Here is a 19,615-nt window from a genome sequence, read left to right on the forward strand (position 1 = left end):
ATTTTCAGTCCGCTTACCACCACTTGGCCGGGGTAAACTTGCCGGCGGCCTGTTCGATGACGTGGGCGGTGCGGAACAGCGTTTCTTCCTCGAACGGCTTGCCGATCAGCTGCAGGCCAAGCGGCAGGCCCTTGGCGTCGAGACCGGCCGGAACGGCGATGCCCGGCAGGCCGGCCATGTTCACCGTCACGGTAAAAATGTCGTTGAGGTACATGGCGACCGGATCGGCAGCCAGCGCCTCGTCGGCAATACCGAAAGCAGACGACGGCGTGGCCGGCGTCAGAATGGCGTCGACACCGGCGTGGAAGGCCAATTCGAAATCGCGCTTGATAAGGGTACGCACCTTCTGTGCCTGCAGGTAATAGGCATCGTAATAACCGGCCGACAGAACATAGGTGCCGATCATGATGCGGCGCTTGACCTCGGTGCCGAAACCGGCAGCACGGGTCTTTTCATACATGTCGGCAATGTCCTTGCCGTCGACGCGCAGGCCGTAACGAACGCCGTCATAACGGGCAAGGTTGGACGAGGCTTCGGCCGGTGCGACGATGTAATAGGCCGGCAGCGCGTATTTGGTGTGCGGCAGGGTGATATCGACGATTTCGGCGCCGGCATCCTTCAGATAGGCAATGCCTTTCTGCCACAGCTTTTCGATATCTTCCGGCATGCCGTCGACGCGGTATTCTTTCGGAATGCCGATCTTCATGTCCTTGACCGACTGGCCGAGAGCCGCTTCGTAATCCGGGATCGGAAGATCGACCGAGGTCGTGTCCTTGGCGTCAACAGAGGCCATCGACTTCAGGAGGATGGCGGCATCGCGCACATCGCGGGCAATCGGGCCGGCCTGATCGAGCGAGGAGGCGAAGGCAACCGTGCCCCAGCGCGAGCAGCGTCCATAGGTCGGCTTGATGCCAACGGTGCCGGTGAAGGCCGCCGGCTGGCGGATCGAGCCGCCGGTATCGGTTGCGGTGGCGCCGGCGCACAGATGTGCGGCAACGGCTGCGGCCGAACCACCGGAGGAACCACCCGGAACGAGCTGCTGGTTGGAACCTTCAGCCTTCCACGGGTTGATGACCGGGCCGTAATAGGAGGTCTCGTTGGAAGAGCCCATGGCGAACTCGTCCATGTTGAGCTTACCGAGCATGACGGCACCGTCGTCCCAGAGGTTCTGGGTGACGGTCGATTCGTATTTCGGCTCGAAACCATCGAGAATGTGGGAGCAGGCCTGCGTGTGCACGCCTTCGGTGGCGAACAGGTCCTTGATGCCAAGCGGAATGCCTTCCAGCGCGCCGGCCTTTCCGCTGGCGATCCGCTCATCGGAAGCCTTTGCCATGGCGCGCGCCTTGTCCGGCGTCACGGTGATATAGGCGTTGATCGTGGCGTTGGCTGCCTCGATGGCGCCGAGATAGGCGTCGGTCAGTTCGACGGCGGTGATCGCCTTCGAGGTCAGTTTTTCGCGGGCTTCGGCGATGGTCAGGCTGGTGAGTTCGGTCATGGGTGCGGCTTTCGGATGCGGGTCAAAGGGACGGAATGCGCGAAACCGCGCTTATTCGACGACCTTCGGCACCAGGAAGAAATTACGATCGGTTTCCGGCGCGTTGGCAACGATATCGTCGGCCTTGTCGCCGTCAGTGACTGCGTCCTGACGCTTGCGCATCTCCATCGGCGTGACCGACGTCATCGGCTCGATACCGGTCACATCGACTTCGGAAAGCTGCTCGACGAAATCGATGATGCCATTCAACTCGCCGACCATACGTTTGGCCTCATCTTCGCTGACAGCGATACGAGCAAGGCGGGCAACCCGCTTCACGGTGGCAAGATCGACGGACATGGCATTCTCCGAGGGAATAAGAAGTTCCCCCGCTATAATGGCCGCGCCCGCCCTTCGCAACTGCCTAAGCTTGGCGTGATGCCGCAAATCCCCACCAACGGGAGCAGAAAATCAATCCTGCCCCACGGTAATAGGCATCAATCGAAGCTCAGCGTCACGCCCGGCTTCGGGGCTTCGATATTGGTCTTCATGCCTTCCATGCCCTTGATGAATTTTTCCGGCGTTTGGTCGAGAAGTCCGAACGTGCCGTAATGGCAGGGAATGGCGTGTTTGAAATCGAAAAATCGCTGGCAGGCGAGCGCCGCCACCGCGCCCCCCATTGTGAAGCGATCACCGACCGGCACGATGCCGATATCCGGCGCATGCAGTTCGTTGATCAGCCCCATATCGGAAAAGATGTCGGTGTCGCCCATATGGAGAATGGAAGGCTCGTCCTCGAGATGCAGCATCAAGCCGTTTGCACTGCCAAGGGAATGTGCAATGCCATCCTCCGTCACTTCCGCCGAGGAATGAAGCGCATTGGTCATTGTCACCGTGAAACCGTCGAATGACACAGTGCCGCCCGTACCGGCCAGTTCGAGATTGTCGACCCCACGTTTGCTCAGCCAGTCGCCGAGATCGGCGTTACAGAACACCGTCGCGCCCGTTTCCCTTGCAAGCGCGATCGTGTCACCGACGTGGTCCGCATGACCATGCGTGAGCAGGATCTGCGTCACCCCTTCGGTCGCATCCTTGAGATCCAGTCCCTGAAAGCTGGGATTGTGGGTCAGAAAAGGATCGATGAGGATTTTCGCCTTGGCCGTTTCGAGGCGGAAAGCGGCATGGCCGAGCCAGGTGAGCTTCATGAGGTAACTCCTTGGAATGTGAGGGATGCAATATAAGGCGGTTCGATGTGGTGGCAACATCGCACCCATGCTTCTATGCCAATATACGGCCAATGCGACAGACCTGCGGTGGCACTGCCAGGGTCGCTCGGTTGCAAGCCCGCCTCACGTAGGTTAAGCGACCGGAACTGCTGCAATCTCAACAGACTGCGGACAAAACTTCATTTTGCATCACGTAAGGAGGCCATTATGGCCGGCAATGACGACGAATATGTTTACGACGAAGCAACCGGCGAATGGCTGCCCGCCTCGGAACTCGCTGCCAAGGCTGCCGCGCAGAATGCCGTGCACGATGCCGCCGGCAACATTCTGGTCGATGGCGATGCCGTGACGCTGATCAAGGACCTCAAGGTCAAGGGCGCTGGCCAGACGCTGAAACAGGGCACTGTCATCCGCTCGATCCGCCTCACCGACAATCCTGAGGAAATCGATTGCCGGCATGATACGATCAAGGGACTGGTGCTGCGCACCGAATTCGTTCGCAAAAAGAGCTAAACAGGAACCGAAGACATGGCAACGCTGACAATCGAGGAACTGGCCGAAACGCTTTTGCCCAACCAGGCGATTGCCGGGCTCGACCTCGGCACCAAGACGATCGGCCTTGCCATGTCGGATCTCGGCCGCCGTTTCGCCTCGCCGCGACCGGTGCTCAAACGCGTAAAATTCACGCAGGATGCCGAACTGCTGCTGGCATTTGCGGAAAAGGAAAAGGTCGCGGCCTTTGTCATCGGCCTGCCGATGAACATGGACGGCTCGGCCGGTCCGCGCGTTCAGGCGACCCGCGCCTTTGTCCGTTCGATGGCGGACAAGACCGCCCTGCCCTTCATCTTCTGGGACGAGCGGCTATCGACCGTCGCCGCCGAACGGGCACTTCTGGAAATGGACGTATCGCGCGCCAAGCGGGCCGAACGCATCGATTCGGCCGCCGCAAGTTTCATTCTTCAGGGTGCGCTGGACAGGCTCTTGTCGCTCGGCAGAGCCGCTTCGACCGACTGACGGCCGTTCCACCAGGCGCCAATCGCCTTGCGCTTGCGGTAAGCGATGATGGCAAACACGATCAGGCTGTCGACGGCGATGGCGCGCGCCACCAGCGGCGGAATGTCTTCAGCCGGAATGCCCAGCGCCTGACTATACACCTCGAAAACCAAGTCATGCGTCTGGCGCGTCAGCATGAAAAAGCCAAAGCTCATGTCGTAATAGGACAGGCCATACCACGCACCGATGAGCAGGACGGGACCTGCCCATAAAATAAGAAACCACTTCATGCGGCCCCCTTCGCCATTGTCGCCGGACCAATTTCCAGCGACACCACCCACCGCAGCAATGCCATTGCGCTGAGCACCACGGCCGGAACCGCGATATCCAGAGCCAGTATCGCGAAAAACGCGACTGCTGAGATTAGCAAATACTTATGGAAATAAGTCGTTCCCATAAAGAGCCTGTGGCCTCTTGCAATGGTTAATTTTCTGTTAACCCCAACTTAGAGCGCATTGGGCAGGCCGCAACGAAAACCCCGCCATATGGTTAACGGCGGGGTTTTGCGTGTGGAAAAGCAGGTTTTCCGGAAATCAGCTCGCGGCGGGATAGAGCAGATCGACGATGTAGGACGCGTCGAATCGCGCGTCGAGCATGCCGTAGGTGGAGCGCCAGCCACCGGCCAGACGTGTTTCCACGAAGGCATCAACGATCTTGCCGGCACCAAGCCGCGCCAGTTCCGCGGCACCGGCGGCGAGCGCCAGCTGCTCGATCAGCAGACGGGCAGCGCCCTCATCGCGTTCGGCGAGAGCCATGGCTGCGCGCAGCACTTCCACCGTCTTTTTGCCGGAAGGACCGAGATCACGCTCGAAACCGGCGATCACCATGTCGAACAGATCGCGGCCGCGTGACAGGACCCGCAGCACGTCCAGCGCCATGACATTGCCGGAACCTTCCCAGATCGCGTTGACCGGGGCCTCGCGGTAGTGGCGGGCAATAGGGCGTTCCTCGATGTAACCGTTGCCGCCAAGGCACTCCATTGCCTCATAGATCAGCGCTGGTGCGATCTTGCAGTTCCAGTATTTGATGACCGGCGTCATGACGCGGGCATAAGCGGCATCGGCCGGTGAGGTCGCCGCCTTGTCGAAGGCTTCGGCCAGACGGTAGGCAAGCGAGGTGGCGGCAGCGACATCCAGTGCCATGTCGGCCAGAACCCGCGTCATCAGCGGCTGGTCGATCAGGTTCTTGCCGAAAGCGGTGCGGCCACGGCAATTGTGGACGGCTTCCGACAGCGATGCGCGCATGATGCCGGCGGATGCCAGCGCACAATCGAGACGGGTCAGCGTCACCATGTCGAGAATGGTGCGGATGCCGTCGCCCGGTTCGCCGAGCAGGTAACCGAAGGCGTCGTTGAACTCGACTTCCGACGAAGCGTTCGAGCGGTTGCCAACCTTGTCCTTCAGGCGTTGGAAACGCAGGCCGTTGGCGGAACCATCTTCAAGAAGGCGCGGCACGAGAAAACATCCCATACCGTCACGTGTCTGCGCCAGCATGACAAAGGCATCGCTCATCGGGGCGGACATGAACCACTTGTGGCCCGAAAGACGGAAGACGCCCTCGCCCACACGTTCTGCGCTCGAGCGGATGGCGCGCACATCGGTGCCGGCCTGCTTTTCGGTCATGCCCATGCCGATGGTGACGGCTGTTTTCTGCAGCGCCGGCTTGCTGCTCGAATCGTATTTGCGCGACAGGATTTTTGGCGCCCATTCCTTCTGCACGCGCGGCGATGCCATGATCGCCGCAATCGAGGCGCTGGTCATGGTGAGCGGGCAAAGGTGGCCGCATTCGAGCTGCGAGGTCAGATAGAAGCGGGCAGCACGGGCGCGATGCGATGAACCCCGCGCCTCGGGCACGGCTTCCCACAGAGAAGAATGCAGGCCGGTCGCCATCGAGCGGCGCATCAAGGCGTGCCATGCCGGATGGAACTCGACCTGATCGATGCGTTCGCCGCGCGGTCCATGCGTGCGCAGCTTAGGCGGGCTTTCATTGGCCATGCGCGCCAGATCCTGCGCCTCGGGCGACGTCACGTACCGTCCCAGCGCATCATATTCCTCGCGCAGGCTGCGGTTGAGACCGGCCGTCAGGTCAACGATCAGCGGATCGGAGCGATAGGCATTGATCCCGCTCCAGAGGCTGGGCTGGTTGAGTTCGGCATTTTTTTCATCGTCGCGCGACATGTCAATCATGAGGCGGTTCTAGCGGAAGTTACATTGCGTGGAAACGGCCCCGCCAATCGATTTTCGGCTTTCTCGGAAAAAGCTGGGAATGGTTGAGACACAGCTCGACGGCATTTGCGAAATCGCTGCTTTGATCCTAGATTAAGCGACATTGCCGGAGATATTTCATGAGCCCGCGTAAACTCAGCATCGAATTACCGGAAGCAACGGTCGAAGCCATTGAACCCCGGATTGGCGCGGGTCAATACGATACAGCAGCCGACGTCATGCGCGCCGCCATTGATGCGCTTTTGCGCGAGGAAGAAGCGCATGATGCCCGTCTCGATGCAGTTCGGGATAAAGTGCGTGCGTCGCTGGATGATCCACGTCCCAGCTTGAGCAGTGCCGAGATGCGTAACCACGTCGAGAACCTCTATACCGTCACCGGGGCTAAGCGCCATGAAGCGTCTGCCGGTTGAATACAGGCCAACGGCAAGAGACGACATCGAAGCAATCTTCGCCTATATGCTCGAAGCCAGCTAGAACTTTTCCATCGCCCAGCGATTGGTCGATCAGTTGATCGCGCGCTGCGAAAGCATCGGCAACGCTCCTTCTGGTGGCGTCGCTCGTCCAGACCTCGGTGACGGCATTCGAATGGTTCCTTTCGAATGCCGTGCTGTCATCCCCTATCGCGTGGATGATACCACGGTCGAGATCACCAACGTGTTCTATAAAGGTCGTGACTACGGCGCTATCATCACAAACAAGCCGTAGATAACGCCCGTCGCCGCTTGCGGGCACCTCCCCCACTCTTTATAGACCGCGTGACTGACACGGAGGACGTTTACGTGGTCTTCTTTCCCCATCGCCATCTGCTTGGCATCAAGGGCCTTACCGAACAGGACATCACCATTCTTCTCGACAAGGCCGATGAGGCCGTGAAGATTTCCCGCCAGCGGGAAAAGAAGACGTCCACACTGCGCGGCCTGACCCAGATCAATCTCTTTTTCGAAGCCTCGACGCGGACCCAGTCCTCGTTCGAACTCGCCGGCAAACGCCTTGGCGCCGACGTGATGAACATGTCGGTCGGCAATTCGTCCGTCAAAAAGGGCGAAACGCTGATCGATACGGCGATGACGCTCAATGCCATGCGCCCCGACGTGCTGGTTTTGCGCCACTCGTCCGCCGGTGCGGCCGCGCTGCTTGCCCAGAAAGTCGCCTGCTCGGTCGTCAACGCCGGCGATGGCCAGCACGAACATCCGACACAGGCACTGCTCGACGCGCTGACCATCCGCCGCGCCAAGGGAAAACTGTCGCGTATCATCGTCGCCATTTGCGGCGATGTTCTGCATTCGCGTGTCGCCCGCTCGAATATTCTTCTGCTCAACGCCATGGGCGCCCGCGTTCGTGTCGTTGCGCCTTCGACGCTGCTGCCGTCGGGCATCGCCGACATGGGTGCGGAAGTTTTTCATTCGATGGAAGAAGGCCTCAAGGACGCCGACGTGGTCATGATGCTGCGCCTGCAGCGCGAGCGCATGGCCGGCGCCTTCGTCCCCTCCGTGCGCGAATATTTCCGCTTCTACGGCCTCGATGCCGAAAAGCTGAAAGCCGCCAAGGAAGATGCGCTCGTGATGCATCCGGGCCCGATGAACCGCGGCGTCGAAATTTCTTCCGACGTTGCCGATGGTCCGCAGAGCGTCATCGAACAACAGGTGGAAATGGGCGTTGCCGTGCGCATGGCCGTGATGGAAACCCTGCTTCTTTCCCAGAACAACGGAGAACGCGCATGACCGCCCCCGTTCTCGACAAACCTCTTGTCATCGAAAACGTCCGCATCATCGATCCGTCGCGCAAGCTGGATGAAACCGGCACGATCATTGTCGGCACCGATGGCCGCATTCTCGCCGCCGGCGCCGATGCGCTGAACCAGGGCCGCCCGGAAGGCGCAACCGTGCGTGACGGCAAGGACCTTGTCGCCACCCCCGGCCTTGTTGATGCCCGCGTGCATGTCGGCGAACCCGGCGCGGAACACCGCGAAACCATCGAATCCGCCAGCCGTGCAGCCGCCGCTGGCGGCGTAACCTCCTTCATCATGATGCCGGACACCGATCCGGTCATCGACGATATCGCGCTGGTGGAGTTCGTTTTGAAGACGGCGCGCGACAACGCGATCGTCAACGTGCATCCCGCCGCCGCCCTCACCAAGGGCTTGCTTGGCAAGGAGATGACCGAACTCGGCCTTCTGACCCAGGCCGGCGCCGTCGCCTTTACCGATGGCCATCACGGCCTGTCGGACTCGCTGCTTCTGCGCCGCGCGCTCACCTATGCGCGCGAATTCGATGCGGTGATCTCGCTCGAAGCCCGTGAAAAATATCTCGGCAACGGCGTCATGAATGAAGGTCTGCTGGCAAGCTGGCTCGGCTTGTCCGGCGTGCCGAAGGAAGCCGAACTGATCCCGCTCGAGCGTGACCTGCGCATTGCCGGCCTGACGCGCGGCAAATATCACGCCGCCCAAATCTCGGTGCCGGAATCGGCTGCCGCCATGCGGCTTGCCCGCGAGCGCGGCGCCAATGTCACCTGCGGAATGTCGATCAACAACCTGACGCTCAACGAAAACGACATCGGCGAATACCGCACCTTCTTCAAGCTGTGGCCGCCGCTGCGCACCGAAGACGACCGCATTTCCATGGTCGATGCTTTGGCCGACGGCACGATCGATATCATCGTTTCCTCGCATGATCCGCAGGATGTCGATACCAAGCGCCTGCCGTTTGCCGATGCCGAAGATGGCGCGGTCGGTCTTGAAACCATGCTGGCCGCAGCCCTTCGCCTGCACCATGCCGGACAGGTGCCGCTGATGCGCCTGATCGACGCCATGTCGACGCGGCCCGCGCAGATTTTTGGTCTCGACGCAGGCACGCTGAAGCCGGGCGCCAAGGCCGATATCACGCTGATCGATCTCGAAGAACCATGGCTGCTGTCGAAGGACATGCTGCTGTCGCGTTCGAAGAATACACCGTTCGATGATGCCCGTTTCAGCGGCCGGGTGGTTGCCACCTATGTTAACGGTCGCTGCGTGCATGCGCTTTAAGGGAGACGAGGCGTGAGCGAACTCTTCAACTGGCAGATTACCTGGAGCGTCGCACTCGGCGCGCTTATCTTCGGCTACCTGCTCGGCTCCATTCCCTTCGGCCTGCTTCTGACACGCGCCGCCGGTCTTGGTGATATCCGCTCGATCGGATCGGGCAATATCGGCGCCACCAACGTGCTGCGCACCGGCAACAAGAAGCTTGCCGCCGCAACGCTGCTGCTCGATGCCCTGAAGGCGACGGCCGCCGCCGTCATCGCCTACGCCTTCTTCGGCAAGGATGCCGGCACGCTGGCCGGTTTTGCAGCCTTTCTGGGCCATCTCTACCCGGTCTGGCTCGGTTTCAAGGGCGGCAAGGGTGTCGCGACTTATATCGGCACGCTGCTCGGCGTCGCCCCATGGATGGTTCTGGTGTTTGCCGCCGTCTGGCTGTCGATGGTGAAGATTACCAAATATTCCTCGCTATCCGCTCTGGTTGCAACACTTGTCATTCCGGTTGTGTTGTGGTTCATAAATGAACCAAGGATCGCGCTCGTCATGGCCATCATGACGGTGATCTCGTGGTGGAAACACGAGGCCAATATCAGGCGCCTGATCGCGGGCACGGAAAGCAGGATCGGCCAGAAGGGTTAGGCCGGCGAAAGGGAGACATGCCGGGGGGCAGCGCAGGACGAACGGGAATTGCGCTGACCGACCGCCAGAGACTGGCGTGGCTGCGGCTGATCCGCAGCGACAATGTCGGCCCCGCCACGTTTCGCGATCTCATCAATCATTTCGGCTCCGCCGAGGCCGCGATCGAAGCCCTGCCGGAACTTTCCCGCCGCGGCGGTGCCACCCGTTCCGTCCGCATCGCTTCACGCGATGAAGCGGAACGGGAACTGGAAGCGGCTTCCCGCTATGGCGCAGTTTTCATCGGAATCGGCGAACCGGATTATCCGCCGGCGCTGCGCCAGATCGATGGCGCGCCGCCGCTGATCGCCGTCAAAGGCAATCTTTCGACCCTCACCAAACCATCCGTCGGTATCGTCGGCTCACGCAATGCCTCGATCAGCGGCGCCAAATTTGCGGCGATGATCGCGCGGGATGCCGGTCGCGCCGGTTATGTCGTCACCTCCGGGCTGGCACGCGGCATCGACACCGCTGCCCACCGCGCCAGCCTCGATACCGGCACGATTGCCGTGCTGGCCGGCGGCCTCGACCAACCCTACCCACCTGAAAATCTCGGCCTGCTCGATGACATCACCGATGGCAACGGCCTCTCGGTCAGCGAAATGCCCTTTGGCTGGGAGCCGCGCGCCCGTGATTTTCCCCGCCGCAACCGGTTGATTGCCGGCATTTCACTCGGCGTCGTGGTGGTGGAAGCGGCGGAGCGTTCGGGATCACTCATCACCGCACGCATGGCGGCGGATTTCGGACGGCTGGTCTTTGCCGTGCCCGGCTCACCGCTCGACCCGCGCTGCCACGGCACCAACGGTCTTTTGAAGGAAGGCGCTATCATCACCACCGGGCCGGACGATGTGCTGGCAGCCCTCGCTCCGCTCTCGCAGCTCGACCTGTTCTCACCGCCGATCATTGAGGAACCGACCAAGGACAGCAGCGACATGATGCCGCCGGATGACGATGCACGCGGTATCATCGTCAATGCACTTGGGCCCACACCGGTCGAGGTGGACGACATCATCCGCCACACCGAACTGCCAGCCTCCACCGTCTATCTCATCCTGCTGGAGCTTGATCTTGCCGGACGGCTGCACCGCCATTCGGGCGGCATGGTGTCGCTGGCCTACTGACATCGGCGTCTGGCCGATCTGTGCCAAAAATGGTTCTGAATAATCAGGGTCGCTGCTCCAACCCGTTCGGTTTGGTCGACGACAGCGGACGCCGTCCCGCCTGCAGATCTCCCGCCTCCACATAGGCCATCTCGATCAGGTAACAGAGCATGTCGGCCCCTTCCACTTGCGCAACATGACGCAACTGTCCCAGCATCTCGTGGATATAGGCGATGTTCTGCCGCGTCTCATCTCTGCCACCGGCATGTCCAAATCCCGAGATCATTCTACCCCCTACCAACGAGCGGAAAATCGCGGCCAAACGGCCGGTTCAACACCACGTTTCATCAGGAATAGCGCATTTATTTAAAATTGCACTCAACGCGAGATATCGCATAGGTTGAATTGCGTTGAGCAAGCTAATTTGGCCGTGCCCTCTTGACCCCGAAGCAAACGCCCTCCATGTCGGGAGGTCAGATTTCCGGCCCTGCCGCAACAATACCGCGGTTTTTATGTGGCCTGCCTCGTTCCAGAGAAAAGCAGAATGAAAGTTGTCGTCGTAGAATCCCCCGGGAAAATTAAGAGCATCAACAAGTATCTCGGCGCGGGCTACAAGGTTCTGGCGTCCTTCGGGCATGTGCGGGATCTGCCGGCCAAGGACGGATCGGTGTTGCCCGATCAGGATTTCGAAATGTCCTGGGAAGTCGATGCCCAGTCCCAGAAGCGTATCAAGGATATCGCCGATGCCGTGAAAAGCTCGGATGGCCTCATTCTCGCGACCGACCCGGATCGCGAAGGTGAAGCCATTTCCTGGCACGTTCTCGACGTGTTGAAGAAGAAGCGTGTGCTCGGCGACAAGCCGGTGGAGCGCGTCGTCTTCAACGCCATCACCAAAAAGGCCGTGCTCGACGCGATTGCCAATCCGCGCGATATCGACGTGCCGCTGGTCGATGCCTATTTGGCCCGCCGCGCGCTGGATTATCTCGTGGGCTTCAACCTGTCGCCGGTCCTGTGGCGCAAGCTGCCGGGTGCGCGTTCCGCCGGCCGCGTGCAGTCCGTGGCGCTGCGCCTCGTCTGCGACCGCGAAAACGAGATCGAACGTTTCGTTTCGGAAGAATACTGGAACCTCTCGGCCCTGCTGAAGACGCCGCGTGGTGACGAGTTCGAAGCGAAGCTCACGGCTGCCGATGGCAAGCGTCTACCGCCGCGTGGCATCAAGAACGGTGAGGAAGCCGGCCGCCTGAAATCGCTACTGGATGGTGCCGCCTATACGGTCGATACCGTCGAGGCAAAGCCCGTCAAGCGCAATCCCGGCCCTCCCTTCACCACATCGACATTGCAGCAGGCCGCCTCCTCCAATCTCGGCTTTAATGCCTCGCGCACCATGCAGGTGGCGCAGAAGCTTTATGAAGGTGTCGATATCGGCGGCGAGACCGTCGGCCTGATCACCTATATGCGTACCGACGGCGTGCAGATGGCTCCGGAAGCGATCGACGCCGCCCGCGACGCGATTGTCGGCCAGTTCGGTCAGCGTTACCTGCCGGAAAAGGCGCGTCATTATTCCACCAAGGCGAAAAACGCCCAGGAAGCGCACGAAGCCATCCGACCGACCGATTTCAACCGCTCGCCCGACAAGGTGCGCCAGTATCTCGATGGCGACCAGCTGCGCCTTTATGATCTGATCTGGAAGCGCGGCATTGCCAGCCAGATGGCGTCGGCCGAAATCGAACGCACCACGGTCGAAATCATCGCCGACAACAATGGCCAGAAGGCCGGCCTGCGTGCTGTCGGTTCTGTCGTCCGTTTCGACGGCTTCCTTGGCGCCTACATGGACCAGAAGGAAGAAGGCGAAAAAAGCGATGATGACGACGACGATGGTCGTCTGCCGCAGATCAATGCCAGCGAGAAGCTCGACAAAAACAAGGTCAACTCGACCCAGCATTTCACCGAGCCGCCGCCGCGTTATTCGGAAGCCTCGCTGATCAAGAAGATGGAAGAACTCGGCATCGGCCGTCCTTCCACCTATGCCGCGACGCTGAAGACACTGTCCGACCGCGAATATATCGTCATCGACAAGCGCAAGCTGATCCCGCATTCCAAGGGCCGGCTGGTGACGGCCTTCCTCGAAAGCTTCTTCACGAAGTATGTGGAATACGATTTCACCGCTGACCTCGAAGAAAAGCTCGACCGGATTTCCGCCGGTGAACTCGACTGGAAGCAGGTTCTGCGCGATTTCTGGACGGATTTCTTTGCCCAGATCGAAGACACCAAGGAACTGCGCGTCACCAACGTTCTCGACGCGCTGAACGAGACGCTGGCGCCGCTGGTCTTCCCGACCCGCGAAGACGGCTCTGATCCGCGCATCTGCCAGGTCTGCGGCACCGGCAACCTGTCGCTCAAGCTCGGAAAATACGGCGCCTTCGTCGGCTGCTCGAACTATCCGGAATGCAATTTCACCCGCCAGCTGTCGTCGGATGGCAATGAAGCGGATGCATCCGGTCTCAACGAGCCGAAGGCGCTGGGCGCCGATCCGATGACTGGCGAGGAACTGACACTGCGTTCGGGCCGTTTCGGACCCTATATCCAGCGTGGTGAAGGCAAGGAAGCCAAGCGCTCGTCGCTGCCCAAGGGCTGGAAGCCGGAAGACATCGACCACGAAAAGGCACTGGCACTGATCAACCTGCCGCGCGATGTCGGCCAGCACCCGGAAAGCGGCAAGATGATTTCTGCAGGCCTTGGCCGTTATGGTCCCTTCCTGCTGCATGATGGCGGTTACGCCAATCTGGAAAGCATCGAGGACGTGTTTTCCATTGGCCTCAACCGCGCCGTCACCGTGATTGCCGAAAAGGCAGCGAAGGGTCCGGGCGGTCGCGGCCGCGGTACCCCGGCAGCGCTGAAGGAACTCGGCGAACATCCAGATGGCGGCCCGATCACCGTGCGTGACGGCAAATATGGCCCCTATGTCAACTGGGCCAAGGTGAACGCCACCCTGCCGAAGGGCAAGGATCCGCAGGCAGTAACGCTTGAAGAAGCGCTTGCCCTGATCGTTGAAAAGGGCGGCAAGACGCCGGTCAAGGGCAAGGCCAAAAAGGCACCAGCAAAGGCCAAGGCACCGGCGAAAGCCAAGGCGCCTGCAAAGGCCAAGGCTGCCGCCAAGACGGCTGACGGCGAGACCAAGAAGGCCGCACCGAAAAAGGCGGCCGCGAAAAAAGCTCCGGCAAAAACTGCCGCAACCAAGGCAAAGAAGACGATCACGTGAAGACTCCGCGCGACAGGAACAAGCCCGGCCGCAACGGCGACCAACCGAAAAGCAGGCGCACCGACCGGCGCGCCAATGGCGAACCGAAGGTCGCAAGTCAGGGTTCCGGCATCGTTCATGGTGCCGTTCCGCCGCGCGAGGTTTTGCTTGAATTCATCGCCGACAATCCGGATCGCGCCTCCAAGCGCGAGATCGCCAAGGCTTTTGGCCTGAAAGGCGAAACCCGCGTCGAGTTGAAGGATGTTTTGCGCGATCTCGAGTCGGAAGGTCTTTTGAAGAAGGACCGCAAGTCGCTGTCGCGGCCGGGCGCCCTGCCCCCGGTCACGGTTCTCGACATCACCACCCGCGACAAGGACGGCGAACTGATCGGCCGGCCGGCCGAATGGCCGGATGATGCCGGTGCGGCACCCGCCGTGCTGATCCGCATGAGTTCGGAAAAGCGCGGCAAGGGCAAGGCGGTTACCGCCGGGCTCAATGATCGCATTCTGGCAAAGATCTTTCCGAACAAGGACCTTTCCGGCCCGGCCTATACCGCCCGCATCATCAAGGTTATCGACAAGCGCCAGAACGCTTCGCTCGGCGTCATCCGCATGATGGCCGATGGCGGCGCGCGGTTGATGCCGATCGACCGTCGTGGCGAGGAAATGCAGATTTCCGCCGAAGACCTTGGCAACGCCAAGGATGGCGACCTGATCGAGGCCGATATCCTGCGTGGCAACCGGTTTGGCCTGACACGCGCCAAGGTGCTCAATATCGTCGGCTCGGTCGCCAGCGAAAAGGCGATCTCGATGATCGCCATCTATGCGCACGGCATTCCGCACATCTTCCCGCAGTCGGTCATGAACGAGGCCGAGGCTGCACAGCCGGCCAACATGTCGAAACGCGAGGACTGGCGCGCCCTGCCGCTCGTCACCATCGACCCGGCCGATGCAAAGGACCATGACGACGCCGTTTATGCCGAGCTAGACCCATCGCCGGACAATCCGGATGGCGTCATCGTCACCGTCGCGATCGCCGATGTCTCCTGGTATGTCCGCACCGGTTCGGAACTCGATCGCGAGGCGCTGAAGCGCGGCAATTCCGTCTATTTCCCGGACCGCGTCGTGCCGATGCTGCCGGAGCGTATTTCCAACGATCTCTGCTCTCTGCGTGAAGGCGAAGACCGTCCGGCGCTTGCCGTGCGCATGACGTTTTCGAAGGAAGGCCGCAAGGCCGGCCACACGTTCCACCGCATCATGATGAAGAGCGCCGCAAAGCTCTCCTATCAGCAGGCGCAGGCGGCCATCGACGGCAAGACGGACGACAAGACCGGCCCGTTGCTCGAACCGATCCTGAAGCCGCTCTGGCATGCCTATGAGGTGATGAAGCGTGGCCGCGACCGTCGCCAGCCGCTCGAACTCGACATGCCGGAACGCAAGATCGTTCTCAAATCCGACGGCACGGTCGACAAGGTGATCATCCCGGAACGTCTCGATGCGCACAAGCTCATCGAGGAAATGATGATCCAGGCCAATGTCGCTGCCGCCGAGACGCTGGAAAAGAAAAAACAACCGCTCGTCTATCGCATTCATGATGGCCCGTCGCTCGCCAAGCAGGAAGTGCTGCGCGAGTTTCTGGCAACATTGGGCATTCCGATGGCCAAGGGCGGTCAGGTACGTGCCAATTCGTTCAACGGCATTCTCGCGAAAGCCGCCGATACTGCCCATCAGATCATGGTCAACGAGATGGTGCTGCGCTCGCAGAGCCAGGCCATCTACAGCCCGGACAATCTCGGCCATTTTGGCCTCAACCTGATGAAATACGCGCATTTCACCTCGCCGATCCGCCGTTATGCCGACCTGATCGTGCATCGCGGTCTCGTCGGTGCGCTGGGGCTTGGCGAAGGCGCCATCACCGCGGCGGAAGAAGCGCAGCTGGAAGATATCGCGGCGGAAATCTCCACCTTTGAACGCCGCGCCATGGCAGCAGAACGTGACACGATCAACCGCCTGATCGCCCATCATCTGTCTGAGCGCGTCGGCCAGGAATTCGAAGGCCGAGTTTCGGGCGTCACCAAGGCCGGACTGTTCGTGTCGCTGCCGACCTATGGCGCCGACGGTTTTGTGCCTATCTCCACGCTCGGACGCGACTATTTTATCTATGACGAAGCGCATCAGGCGCTGGTCGGCGACAAAACCGGCCTCGGTTTCCAGCTCGGCGATTCGGTCGATGTGAAGCTGGTCGAGGCGATCCCGCTTGCCGGTGCGCTGCGTTTCGAGATGCTCAGCGAAGGTCGCAAGATGGCAGGCGGCACACGCTCCTTCCACAAGGCCGGCCGCCAGCGCCGCACCGCGCGTGGCAAGGCAGGCATGCACCCGAGACGATAGGAACGGATGATGACGGCCACGGAAGCGACCACAGAGGAAACTGCAAACCGGCAACCGGTCCGCAACAGTGTCGATGCCGGCGAGACCGAGCGTCCTCTCGGCCGCTCCATCATGCGCGGCCTCAAATGCCGTTGCCCGGCCTGCGGCACCGGCCGCCTGTTCGGCGCCTTCCTGAAACCCGTCGATAGCTGCGCCCATTGCGGCGCCGACATGCATCACCACCGCTCCGACGACCTGCCGCCTTATCTCGTCATCGTCATCGTCGGCCATGTGGCGCTCGGCGGCTTCATGATGACCGATATGGTGTGGGACATGTCGCCCTGGATACATCTGGCCATCTGGGCGCCGTTGACGGTGCTGTCCGCCATCCTCACCATCCAGCCCATCAAGGGCGGTGTCATCGGCCTGCAATGGGCCTTGAAGATGCATGGCTTCGGCGGCGAACGCGAAGACATTGATCCCGGCCGGGGCGGACCTCTGGAATGAGCGACGTGCCGGTGAACCTTACGCCGGCACCAGACGAGCCTTCCGCAAGGACGGTGACCGCCCGTCTTCGCCCAAGGGATGCCGCCGCCCTCATCCTGATTGATCGTTCCGGTTCCGCACCGCGCGTGCTGATGGGTCGGCGTGCCAGCGGCCATGTCTTCATGCCGGATGTCTATGTGTTTCCCGGTGGCCGGCGCGATCCCGGGGACCATGCACTACCCTTTTCCAGAGATCTCCATCCACAGGTTCTGGAGAAGCTGCTGGCCGGCCCGTCCACCCGCATGACATCACGTCGCGCCCGCGCTCTGGCGCTGGCCGCCCTGCGGGAGTTGAATGAGGAAACGGCCATCGTGCCTGCAGGCCCAGCACCCGACCTTTCCCGACTGCGGTATATTGCCCGCGCCATCACGCCGCCCGGTCATGTGAGGCGTTACGATACCCACTTCTTTCTGGCCTTTTGCGACGAAACCGTCTTCGACCTGACGCAATTGCGCGATACGGACGAATTGGAAGACCTGCAATGGCTTGACATTGCAGCGATTTCGGGTGTGAAACTCGCCCGCATCACACAAATGGTGCTGGAAGACGTGAAGAGACTGATGGAAGCGGATCGCGACCTCTCATTCGAAAATCCCGTCCCCTTCTATACCACGCGTCACGGGCGTTTCGTCCGCAGCCGACTGTAAGGATTGTTGAATGTCGCAGCCGACGACCGACGAGAACGGCCATGTCGAAAAGATTCATTGGCCGTCTCTCATCGCAGCCACGGCTGCCATAAGCGCGGTTGGCATCGCCATCGGTCTCGGCCTGCCCCTTCTCAGCATCATCCTCGAAAAACGCGGCATCCCGGCAACACAGATCGGCCTGAATGCCGCCATGGCTGGTGTCGCCTCCATGCTGGCAGCGCCGCTGACAACCAAGCTCGCGCATGATTTCGGCGTTGCCCGCACCATGATCCTGGCGATCGTGATTGCGGCGGCGAGCGGCCTCGGTTTCTATTATGCCCAGGCCTTCTGGATGTGGTTCCCGTTGCGCTTCACATTCCATGGCGCCACCACCATGCTGTTCATCCTGTCCGAGTTCTGGATCAACCAGGCGGCGCCACCACGCAGACGCGGGCTTGTGCTCGGCATTTATGCCACCATGCTGGCCGTCGGCTTTGCGCTTGGCCCCCTTCTCTTCTCCCAGCTGGGCAGCGACGGCATTCTTCCCTTTGCCGTTGGCGCGATCATCATCCTCATGGCGATCATCCCGATTTTCATCGCGCGCGGCGAAAGCCCGGTGCTGGACGAAAAGCCGGAACGCCATTTCTTCCATTATATCCTGCTCGTGCCCTCCGCGACGGCAGCCGTCTTCGCATTCGGCGCGGTGTCGGCTGGTGGCCTGTCACTGTTCACGATCTACGCCCTGCGCGAAAACATGCCGGAGCCGGATGCGGCCGTGCTGCTGACCATCATGGGTGTCGGCAACATGGCGTTCCAGATCCCGCTCGGCCTGATCTCCGACAAGATGCGTGACCGTCGTCCGTTGCTGTTCGGCATGGCCGTGCTCGGCGTGATCGGCGCGCTGTCCCTGCCCTTCCTCATCCACAACTGGCTGATGATGGCCGTGGTGCTGTTTTTCTGGGGCGGCTGCGTCTCCGGCCTCTATACGGTGGGCCTCGCGCATCTGGGCGCGCGCCTCAGCGGACCCGACCTTGCGGCCGCCAATGCGGCCTTCATCTTCTGTTACGCGGTGGGGACGGTTGCCGGTCCACAGGGAATCGGTGCGGCCATGGATGTGGCCGGCAATGACGGTTTTGCCTGGGCGCTGGCGGCTTTCTTCGCCTTTTACGTGCTGGTTTCCCTGGCCAGACCGCTTTTCCAGTCGAAACAGAGTTGACTTTTCGCCCGCGATTTGTAATTTCGCGCCAGATTTCGCCGTGGGCTCCGACTGGCCGTCCACGGCTTACATTTTTCCAGAAGGCAGAAAACCATGGCGAAAGCTACGACCATTAAGATCAAGCTGCTGTCGACGGCGGACACGGGTTTCTTCTACGTCACCAAGAAGAACAGCCGTACGTTCACCGACAAGATGAGCAAGACCAAGTACGACCCGATTGCCAAGAAGCACGTCGAGTTCAAGGAAACCAAGATCAAGTAATTGATCCCATGGTTCCGGCTTTTAAGGCGCGTCAGCCATTCGGCTCCGCGCCTTTTTTGTTGCCCGGATTTCCGCCCCTCTCCCGTAAGCCCACGGTGAAGGCCGTCTTGCGATGACGGCCTGCTGACTGCCAGTCCTAGTGGTAACACTAGGAGTAGTCATATGACGAAGCATCCCATCGAGGTGATCACATCTGTAGAGCGCCGTCGGCGCTGGACACATGAGGACAAGGTGCGGCTCGTCGCGGCATGCTTTGAGCCCGACGCGGTTATCTCCGACATTGCCCGCGCGGCCGGTATCCATGTCAGTCAGTTGTTCCGGTGGCACAAGGAGCTTTGCCAATCCGACGAACCAGCAAAACAGGCGACCACGACCTTGGTGCCGGTTATCGTATCCGAAGCAGCGCAGCCCACGTCCACAGAAGCGCCGATGACATCTCGCCGGAAGCGCAGTGATGTAACGATCGAACTTGGTCGGGGCCGACGTGTCCGCGTGGACAGCGATATCGACACGGACGCGCTTGGCCGGATTCTCGATTGCGTATTGGGTCTGCGATGATCCCGGTTCCTGCTGGTGTGAAGGTCTGGCTGGCGACC

The 19,615-nt window shown here is 60.9% G+C and carries 21 protein-coding genes; 15 read left to right on the top strand and 6 right to left on the bottom strand.

Annotated features, from left to right (window positions below):
• Positions 1-13 precede the first annotated feature (13 nt).
• The 3 genes from gatA to J2T09_RS22180 form a co-directional block, all read right to left on the bottom strand.
• The gene (gene gatA / locus J2T09_RS22170; RefSeq protein ID WP_306838632.1) at positions 14-1,495 is read right to left on the bottom strand and encodes an Asp-tRNA(Asn)/Glu-tRNA(Gln) amidotransferase subunit GatA; all 1,482 of its coding nucleotides are present in this window, start codon (positions 1,493-1,495) and stop codon (positions 14-16) included.
• Positions 1,496-1,546: 51 nt separating this feature from the next.
• Positions 1,547-1,834: an Asp-tRNA(Asn)/Glu-tRNA(Gln) amidotransferase subunit GatC gene (gene gatC / locus J2T09_RS22175; RefSeq protein WP_306838634.1), complete on the bottom strand. Its 288-nt coding sequence runs from the start codon at positions 1,832-1,834 to the stop codon at positions 1,547-1,549.
• Positions 1,835-1,971: 137 nt separating this feature from the next.
• Positions 1,972-2,679 (bottom strand): metal-dependent hydrolase, encoded by a 708-nt coding sequence (locus J2T09_RS22180; protein ID WP_306838636.1) that lies wholly within the window; start codon positions 2,677-2,679, stop codon positions 1,972-1,974.
• 228 nt (positions 2,680-2,907) lie between these two features.
• Between J2T09_RS22180 and J2T09_RS22185 the strand changes: the two genes are divergently transcribed.
• Both J2T09_RS22185 and ruvX read left to right on the top strand, forming a co-directional pair.
• A complete protein-coding gene (locus J2T09_RS22185) occupies positions 2,908-3,213 on the top strand; it encodes an alkylphosphonate utilization protein (RefSeq protein ID WP_306838638.1) in 306 nt (101 codons plus the stop codon).
• Between the two features lie 15 nt (positions 3,214-3,228).
• Positions 3,229-3,714 carry a Holliday junction resolvase RuvX gene (ruvX, locus tag J2T09_RS22190; protein WP_306838640.1) on the top strand — a complete coding sequence of 162 codons (486 nt, stop codon included), beginning with the start codon at positions 3,229-3,231 and terminating at the stop codon, positions 3,712-3,714.
• Here the strand turns inward: ruvX and J2T09_RS22195 are convergent.
• On the bottom strand, positions 3,660-3,983 hold the full coding sequence (locus tag J2T09_RS22195) for a DUF6105 family protein (RefSeq protein ID WP_306838642.1): 324 nt from the start codon (positions 3,981-3,983) through the stop codon (positions 3,660-3,662). The two genes, ruvX and J2T09_RS22195, sit on opposite strands and share 55 nt — an antisense overlap.
• A 303-nt stretch (positions 3,984-4,286) precedes the next feature.
• Positions 4,287-5,930, bottom strand: coding sequence for an acyl-CoA dehydrogenase family protein (locus J2T09_RS22200; RefSeq protein ID WP_373458575.1), 1,644 nt, complete (start codon positions 5,928-5,930; stop codon positions 4,287-4,289).
• Between the two features lie 167 nt (positions 5,931-6,097).
• Between J2T09_RS22200 and J2T09_RS22205 the strand changes: the two genes are divergently transcribed.
• From J2T09_RS22205 to dprA, 6 genes are all read left to right on the top strand, one after another.
• Entirely contained in the window at positions 6,098-6,388 is a 291-nt protein-coding gene (locus tag J2T09_RS22205) for a ribbon-helix-helix domain-containing protein (RefSeq protein ID WP_306838646.1), read from the top strand.
• A gap of 85 nt (positions 6,389-6,473) precedes the next feature.
• The gene (locus J2T09_RS22210) at positions 6,474-6,683 is read left to right on the top strand and encodes a type II toxin-antitoxin system RelE/ParE family toxin (protein WP_306838648.1); all 210 of its coding nucleotides are present in this window, start codon (positions 6,474-6,476) and stop codon (positions 6,681-6,683) included.
• Between the two features lie 74 nt (positions 6,684-6,757).
• A complete protein-coding gene (locus J2T09_RS22215) occupies positions 6,758-7,699 on the top strand; it encodes an aspartate carbamoyltransferase catalytic subunit (protein ID WP_306838650.1) in 942 nt (313 codons plus the stop codon).
• The gene (locus J2T09_RS22220) at positions 7,696-9,000 is read left to right on the top strand and encodes a dihydroorotase (RefSeq protein ID WP_306838652.1); all 1,305 of its coding nucleotides are present in this window, start codon (positions 7,696-7,698) and stop codon (positions 8,998-9,000) included. Before J2T09_RS22215 ends, J2T09_RS22220 begins: the two co-directional genes overlap by 4 nt.
• 12 nt (positions 9,001-9,012) lie before the next feature.
• Positions 9,013-9,630 carry a glycerol-3-phosphate 1-O-acyltransferase PlsY gene (plsY, locus tag J2T09_RS22225; RefSeq protein WP_306838654.1) on the top strand — a complete coding sequence of 206 codons (618 nt, stop codon included), beginning with the start codon at positions 9,013-9,015 and terminating at the stop codon, positions 9,628-9,630.
• A 17-nt stretch (positions 9,631-9,647) separates the two neighbouring features.
• On the top strand, positions 9,648-10,787 hold the full coding sequence (gene dprA / locus J2T09_RS22230) for a DNA-processing protein DprA (protein WP_306838657.1): 1,140 nt from the start codon (positions 9,648-9,650) through the stop codon (positions 10,785-10,787).
• A 43-nt stretch (positions 10,788-10,830) separates the two neighbouring features.
• Here dprA and J2T09_RS22235 read toward each other — a convergent pair whose 3' ends face one another.
• Positions 10,831-11,052, bottom strand: a complete 222-nt coding sequence (locus tag J2T09_RS22235) for a hypothetical protein (RefSeq protein WP_306838659.1) — start codon at positions 11,050-11,052, stop codon at positions 10,831-10,833.
• Between the two features lie 258 nt (positions 11,053-11,310).
• Between J2T09_RS22235 and topA the strand changes: the two genes are divergently transcribed.
• From topA to tnpA, 7 genes are all read left to right on the top strand, one after another.
• Positions 11,311-14,025 (top strand): type I DNA topoisomerase, encoded by a 2,715-nt coding sequence (gene topA / locus J2T09_RS22240; RefSeq protein WP_306838660.1) that lies wholly within the window; start codon positions 11,311-11,313, stop codon positions 14,023-14,025.
• Entirely contained in the window at positions 14,022-16,391 is a 2,370-nt protein-coding gene (rnr, locus tag J2T09_RS22245) for a ribonuclease R (RefSeq protein WP_306838663.1), read from the top strand. Before topA ends, rnr begins: the two co-directional genes overlap by 4 nt.
• Positions 16,392-16,400: 9 nt before the next feature.
• Positions 16,401-16,877 carry a DUF983 domain-containing protein gene (locus tag J2T09_RS22250; RefSeq protein WP_306838665.1) on the top strand — a complete coding sequence of 159 codons (477 nt, stop codon included), beginning with the start codon at positions 16,401-16,403 and terminating at the stop codon, positions 16,875-16,877.
• Positions 16,874-17,563: an NUDIX hydrolase gene (locus J2T09_RS22255; protein WP_306838667.1), complete on the top strand. Its 690-nt coding sequence runs from the start codon at positions 16,874-16,876 to the stop codon at positions 17,561-17,563. The genes J2T09_RS22250 and J2T09_RS22255 overlap by 4 nt, the downstream gene beginning before the upstream one ends.
• A gap of 10 nt (positions 17,564-17,573) precedes the next feature.
• Positions 17,574-18,758, top strand: coding sequence for an MFS transporter (locus J2T09_RS22260; protein WP_306838670.1), 1,185 nt, complete (start codon positions 17,574-17,576; stop codon positions 18,756-18,758).
• Between the two features lie 93 nt (positions 18,759-18,851).
• Complete coding sequence (rpmG, locus tag J2T09_RS22265; RefSeq protein WP_052637931.1) at positions 18,852-19,019, top strand: 50S ribosomal protein L33; 168 nt, start codon at positions 18,852-18,854, stop codon at positions 19,017-19,019.
• A gap of 162 nt (positions 19,020-19,181) precedes the next feature.
• Entirely contained in the window at positions 19,182-19,577 is a 396-nt protein-coding gene (tnpA, locus tag J2T09_RS22270; RefSeq protein ID WP_306838676.1) for an IS66-like element accessory protein TnpA, read from the top strand.
• The last annotated feature ends 38 nt before the right edge of the window (positions 19,578-19,615 follow it).

Source organism: Neorhizobium huautlense, from assembly GCF_030811685.1.
In the GTDB taxonomy this organism is placed as follows: domain Bacteria; phylum Pseudomonadota; class Alphaproteobacteria; order Rhizobiales; family Rhizobiaceae; genus Neorhizobium; species Neorhizobium huautlense_A.

Bases quoted from the DNA above. Each gene is read 5' to 3' on its own strand.
- J2T09_RS22200 (WP_373458575.1), bottom strand. From the start codon at position 5,930: ATGTCGCGCGACGATGAAAAAAATGCCGAACTCAACCAGCCCAGCCTC.
- J2T09_RS22185 (WP_306838638.1), top strand. From the start codon at position 2,908: ATGGCCGGCAATGACGACGAATATGTTTACGACGAAGCAACCGGCGAA.
- gatC (WP_306838634.1), bottom strand. From the start codon at position 1,834: ATGTCCGTCGATCTTGCCACCGTGAAGCGGGTTGCCCGCCTTGCTCGT.
- J2T09_RS22205 (WP_306838646.1), top strand. From the start codon at position 6,098: ATGAGCCCGCGTAAACTCAGCATCGAATTACCGGAAGCAACGGTCGAA.
- J2T09_RS22255 (WP_306838667.1), top strand. From the start codon at position 16,874: ATGAGCGACGTGCCGGTGAACCTTACGCCGGCACCAGACGAGCCTTCC.
- J2T09_RS22220 (WP_306838652.1), top strand. From the start codon at position 7,696: ATGACCGCCCCCGTTCTCGACAAACCTCTTGTCATCGAAAACGTCCGC.
- J2T09_RS22235 (WP_306838659.1), bottom strand. From the start codon at position 11,052: ATGATCTCGGGATTTGGACATGCCGGTGGCAGAGATGAGACGCGGCAG.
- dprA (WP_306838657.1), top strand. From the start codon at position 9,648: ATGCCGGGGGGCAGCGCAGGACGAACGGGAATTGCGCTGACCGACCGC.
- tnpA (WP_306838676.1), top strand. From the start codon at position 19,182: ATGACGAAGCATCCCATCGAGGTGATCACATCTGTAGAGCGCCGTCGG.
- rpmG (WP_052637931.1), top strand. From the start codon at position 18,852: ATGGCGAAAGCTACGACCATTAAGATCAAGCTGCTGTCGACGGCGGAC.
- ruvX (WP_306838640.1), top strand. From the start codon at position 3,229: ATGGCAACGCTGACAATCGAGGAACTGGCCGAAACGCTTTTGCCCAAC.
- gatA (WP_306838632.1), bottom strand. From the start codon at position 1,495: ATGACCGAACTCACCAGCCTGACCATCGCCGAAGCCCGCGAAAAACTG.
- J2T09_RS22195 (WP_306838642.1), bottom strand. From the start codon at position 3,983: ATGAAGTGGTTTCTTATTTTATGGGCAGGTCCCGTCCTGCTCATCGGT.
- J2T09_RS22180 (WP_306838636.1), bottom strand. From the start codon at position 2,679: ATGAAGCTCACCTGGCTCGGCCATGCCGCTTTCCGCCTCGAAACGGCC.
- J2T09_RS22250 (WP_306838665.1), top strand. From the start codon at position 16,401: ATGACGGCCACGGAAGCGACCACAGAGGAAACTGCAAACCGGCAACCG.
- topA (WP_306838660.1), top strand. From the start codon at position 11,311: ATGAAAGTTGTCGTCGTAGAATCCCCCGGGAAAATTAAGAGCATCAAC.
- J2T09_RS22260 (WP_306838670.1), top strand. From the start codon at position 17,574: ATGTCGCAGCCGACGACCGACGAGAACGGCCATGTCGAAAAGATTCAT.